Source organism: Geobacillus sp. BK01 (assembly GCF_052220245.1).
Classification (GTDB): domain Bacteria; phylum Bacillota; class Bacilli; order Bacillales; family Anoxybacillaceae; genus Geobacillus.
The window spans coordinates 1-4,795 of record NZ_JBQPTH010000043.1; the positions used below are offsets into that span (position 1 = coordinate 1).

Annotated in this window: 4 protein-coding genes, 1 rRNA gene and 1 pseudogene; all 6 read right to left on the reverse strand. The window is 51.4% G+C overall.

Annotation, left to right across the window (positions count from 1 at the left end):
- Window positions 1–126: 126 nt before the first annotated feature.
- Window positions 127–744: pseudogene (locus ACTVDO_RS17190) on the reverse strand (PSP1 domain-containing protein); the annotation flags it as partial.
- A gap of 14 nt (window positions 745–758) precedes the next feature.
- Window positions 759–1,751, reverse strand: coding sequence for a DNA polymerase III subunit delta' (gene holB, locus ACTVDO_RS17195; protein ID WP_442901945.1), 993 nt, complete (start codon window positions 1,749–1,751; stop codon window positions 759–761).
- 31 nt (window positions 1,752–1,782) lie between these two features.
- Entirely contained in the window at window positions 1,783–2,463 is a 681-nt protein-coding gene (gene tmk, locus ACTVDO_RS17200; RefSeq protein ID WP_020958280.1) for a dTMP kinase, read from the reverse strand.
- Window positions 2,464–2,482: 19 nt separating this feature from the next.
- The gene (locus tag ACTVDO_RS17205) at window positions 2,483–3,922 is read right to left on the reverse strand and encodes an aminotransferase class I/II-fold pyridoxal phosphate-dependent enzyme (protein ID WP_023817403.1); all 1,440 of its coding nucleotides are present in this window, start codon (window positions 3,920–3,922) and stop codon (window positions 2,483–2,485) included.
- A 299-nt stretch (window positions 3,923–4,221) separates the two neighbouring features.
- Window positions 4,222–4,428: a sigma factor G inhibitor Gin gene (locus ACTVDO_RS17210; protein WP_020958278.1), complete on the reverse strand. Its 207-nt coding sequence runs from the start codon at window positions 4,426–4,428 to the stop codon at window positions 4,222–4,224.
- 209 nt (window positions 4,429–4,637) lie between these two features.
- Window positions 4,638–4,754 (reverse strand): 5S ribosomal RNA (gene rrf, locus ACTVDO_RS17215).
- Window positions 4,755–4,795 lie beyond the last annotated feature (41 nt).

Sequence of the window (4,795 nt, forward strand, 5' to 3'; positions counted from 1 at the left end):
TCGCCCTTGACGACTCTTTCTCACCTTTGGCGGGTGTTGGTCAAGGGCGAATCCGGCTCCAAGGATGCCTCACGATGCTCCATGGGATGGCCTGTGTGGAGTTTTCATAGAACTTTTGACGCTACCCTTCAAACAGCACATCAACCGTCCACATAACCCGGAAATTTTCGTCGGATTAAGCGATAAGTTTTGATCTTTCGCCATTTTGATCGACACCGGCTCAAAATCGCCGAGAAAGGTCGAACAACAAAGCATCCGGCCGCATGGCCCGATACCGCCTAGCATTTTCGCCTCATCGCGCACCCCGATTTGCCGCAGCTCAATGCGCGTGCGGAAAATCGAAGCCAAGTCTTTGACGAGCTCCCGGAAATCGACACGGCCATCAGCGGTGAAATAAAAGATGACTTTGTTGCGGTCAAACGTGTATTCCACATCAACGAGCTTCATTTCCAGCCCGTGCTCTTCCACTTTGCGCAAACAAATATCATACGCCTCGCGGGCCGCTTTTTTATTTTCTTCAACGACCCATTTATCTTTCTCATTCGCCACGCGGATTACTTTTTTCAGCGGCAGCACGATATCATTTTCATCGACTTGTTTATTGGCGATGACCACTTTTCCGTACTCGATGCCACGCGCCGTCTCGACAATGACAAACTCACCGGCGGGAATGACAAAGTCACCTGGATCAAAATAATAAATTTTTCCCGCCTTTTTAAAACGGACGCCAACTACAGTATACAACGGTTCTCCCTCCTTTACCGCTTTAGTTGAAGAGCCAGCTGCTCCATCAGCAGCGCCGTGCTCATATTCGTTGTATTTAAACGCGCTTTCGCCTGCAAAATCGCGTCCATGCTGTCTAAAATTCGCCGTTGCGGACAAGAAAGCGCCCAACGTTGCAAGCGGTCAAGCTCATCCTGGTATAATGCGCTATCCATCCGCCCGGCTTGAATATGCAACAAATCGCGGTATATATATAAAAGCAAATCAAGGCCAAGGTCAAGCTGGTATTTTTCCGGAAAATGCGGAAACAAACGGTCGTGGATGAAAAACAGCAGCTGCAACGCCGGCTTGCCAAGCATCTCATATAATTGTAGCACTAATGTTCGCGCCTCAGCAAACCAACGGTCTTGGCTGAGCGCCAACGCCTCGTCGTAGCTGTTCGTCAAGTGAGCGGCGAGCAGCGCCAGCGCCGGCGGCACGCGCTCCTCAACGAGCTGACCGGCGAGTTCTGTTGGCGGCAGCGGCCGGAAGGAAAACACTTGACAGCGGGAAACAACAGTTCCTAACAGGCGATGATATTGCTCGGTCAACAACACCGCCACCGTTCCCGGGTGCGGTTCCTCCAAAAATTTCAAAAGGCTGTTGGCCGCGCTTGTCGTCATTTGATCGGCATGTTCGACAATATACATTTTTTTATCCGACTCGACCGCTGTTTTGGTAAACTCTTGCTGCAGCCATTCGATTTGTTCTTTCTTAATCGATCCGCCATCCGGGCTGATCAACCGAACGTCCGGATGGTTGCCGGAATCGATGCGCCGGCAGTTGCGGCATTCCAAACACGGGGCAATTCCTGACGGGGACAAGCAAAACAAGCTTTTGGCCAACAACAAGCTGGCCGCTTTTTTCCCTGTCCCCCGCTGCCCTTCAAACAAGTACGCATGGGAAATCCGTCCTTTTTCAAGGCCGCTTTGCAGCATTTTCGCCACCACCGGTTGGCGCTTTGCCAGCTGTTCCCATCGCATCGCCATCACTCTTTCTCATTTCTTACTTTCTATTCTATCATGTCCAACGTGAATCATCACGGCCGGATTCATGGAAATCGCACTTTGATCTTCCTTTGAGGCGGGAAAGCACCACCGCCGCCGTCTCGGCAAACACGACATCGAGCGGCCGGCCCGCATCGATGACAATGATCCGGTCAGCAAACCGCTTTGCCAACTCCCGGTATCCTTCTCTTACTTTGTCATGGAAAGACAATGATTCAAGATCAAGCCGGTTCACTTCTCGTTCCCGATTTTTCCGAATCCGTTCGAGTCCGGTTTGTGGATCAATATCAAAATAAACCGTCAGCGACGGCATATACCCGTCAATGGCAAATTCGTTAATTTTCCATACGTCTTCGATACCAAGCCCGCGGGCAAACCCTTGGTAGGCGAGCGAGCTGTCCACAAACCGGTCGCATAGCACAATGCGTCCAGCCTCGAGCGCCGGGACAATTTTTTCAAGCAAATGTTGCCGCCTCGCTGCCGCATACAAAAGCGCTTCCGTTCGCCCGTCCATTTCCGTATACTCCCGGTTTAAAATGAGCGCGCGGATCGCCTCCGCAATGCGCACTCCACCAGGTTCCCTCGTTACCATTACATCAAAGCTCCGCTCGCGCAAAAACGACTCGAGCTTGCCGATCATGGTCGTTTTCCCGGCCCCTTCCGGCCCTTCAAATGAAACAAAGTACCCGTTCATCACCGCAGCATCCTTTCCATCATCCAAGTTCGTATACGACAATCAACCCATCCCCGAGCTGACTTCCGCCCTGCATATGCACCTGATGGCGGAGAAGCTGGCGAATGTGTTCAATATGGCCGCGGTCGATCCGTTCCCCGATCCATATGAGCGGCACTCCAGGCGGATATGGGATGACGGTTTCCGCCGCCACGCACCCTTCCGCTTCATCTAAAGCGACCGCTTTCTTCCGTACATCGCGCAACTCATCATACGGAACTAACACCGACAGCGGCGGACGCAAAAACGGGAAAGAACCAAACAGAGGCATCTCGCCAGCCGGCACCCCCCGCCATGCTCGTCTGATTTTCTCCACCGCCTCCATCAGCTTTCCAGTCGCAGCGAGCGGACAGACGAGCAGAACGTTCAATGGATCAGCTAATTCCGTAAACACCCCTTCGTGCTCGAGTCGCCGCTGCAGCTCATATCCTGTCAGCGGACTGCGCGTTTGCACGGTCACCTTTAACGGGTCGGTTTGCACGTCAGGCTGCCGGGAAGAAACGACCGCCACCCCATCCATATGGGCCAATGCCATCTTAAACTCCTCGATTTGCGCTACAATCGCCGCCACACGATCCTTTGTGAGCTGGGCGACATAATGGCGTGCCAAATCGAGTGACGCCATAATCGGGTAAGATGGGCTGCTCGATTGAAACAGCTGTAAAAAATATTTCAACCGCTCTACGTCGATACGACCACTGTTCACATGCAAAAACGCTCCCATCGTCATCGCCGGCAATGTTTTATGCGCCGACTGCACAACAATATCGGCACCGCAGGCAAGCGCCGGTTTCGGAAACGGGGGGCCGGCGACAAAATGGGCGCCATGTGCCTCATCGACCAACACGGGAATCCCATAGCGATGAGCTAGACGGACAATTTCCGTCAAATCAATAGACATCCCATAATAGTTTGGATTCGTTAATACAATGGCGGCAGCATCGCGATGAAGAGCAACTGCCTCTTTGACAGTCTCTATGCAAACGTGCGAAGCAACACGCACATCGCCATCAAATTCAGGGGAAAGAAGAACAGGGGTTGCTCCCATTAACTGTAGTGCATGCATCACGGATTTGTGACAGTTGCGCTGCACAATGATTTTCCGCTTTTTTTCATCACAAACGGCGGCGATCATCGCCAAATTCCCTGCCGTCGAACCGTTCACAAGGAAAAACGTCTCCCTAACGCCATATAGATCCGCTGCCAACGCCTGCGCCTCAGCAATTACCGACTCAGGATGATGCAAGTCATCCAATCCGGAAATTTCCGTCGCATCCAACGCCAACAACGGTGTAAACATCTCTCTCCCCCGTTCGGAAAACAAAGCACCGTATTTATGTCCCGGCACGTGAAACGAAACCGGGCAGCGCGTCCAATGGCGCATGAGAGCATCATATAAAGGAGTTTTCGTTTGATCCATCATCATCCTCTTTCCTTGCTGCTTTGCCGCCTGCAGCGAAAGGCGCAACAGGCATCAGCATAAACGCCGAAATCGTTCAGTATGTACGAGAAATAACAAAATAATAGTAACACGAACTGCCGTGAAAGAAAACGCGCATACGGCATCCGCGGCTTTTGCTCACAAACAGAACCAACTGCCTGTTGGAAGCAAGAAGGGGACTGACGAGGAAAGACACCGATCCATCCCCCACCTACGCCCATGCGTGGAAGTGGGGGGTTCTCGGTGCAAGATGATAAAAATAGGCCTGACATAAGCCTTTACGAATAAATTTTACATGTGACCATTTTCCGAAGCTGCTGCACATAAAACGCGTAATTCGGATCGTCTGTATTTGTGTGCACGATCGCTTGGTGACAATCCAAGCAAAGAAAATGACCAAAAAGAAACATTCCTTCCTGTTTTTGTTGTTCGCAAACAATGCACACTTTTTCACGTTTATTTCGGCCAATCACCGGTGCCCCCACGCTCTCCACCTCCCATCCTCTATGTTTCCCACATTGATAACATTCTATACTAGTAGATGGAAAGATGGAGCACTTTCCCCGCTTCTTAACGTGCGCAGAGCGTTCACGAGAACAGCCGATTGAAGAAGTAGTAAAAACCGTCTTTGGTATTCCAAATAAAAACGAAAGCAGCTAATTATGCGTCAAGCACAATTAGCTGCTTTTGTTTTGCCTAGCAGCGACCTACTCTTGCAGGGGCGTTGGCCCCAACTACCATCGGCGCTGGAGGGCTTAACTTCCGTGTTCGGGATGGGAACGGGTGTTTCCCCTCCGCTATCACCACTAGGCCATATGAGGTTGTCAGGAATTCGTTCCCTGAAAACTAGAT

Excerpts from the sequence above, each read along its gene's own strand:
- tmk (WP_020958280.1), bottom strand. The coding sequence starts at position 2,463 with ATGAACGGGTACTTTGTTTCATTTGAAGGGCCGGAAGGGGCCGGGAAA.
- ACTVDO_RS17205 (WP_023817403.1), bottom strand. The coding sequence starts at position 3,922 with ATGGATCAAACGAAAACTCCTTTATATGATGCTCTCATGCGCCATTGG.
- holB (WP_442901945.1), bottom strand. The coding sequence starts at position 1,751 with ATGGCGATGCGATGGGAACAGCTGGCAAAGCGCCAACCGGTGGTGGCG.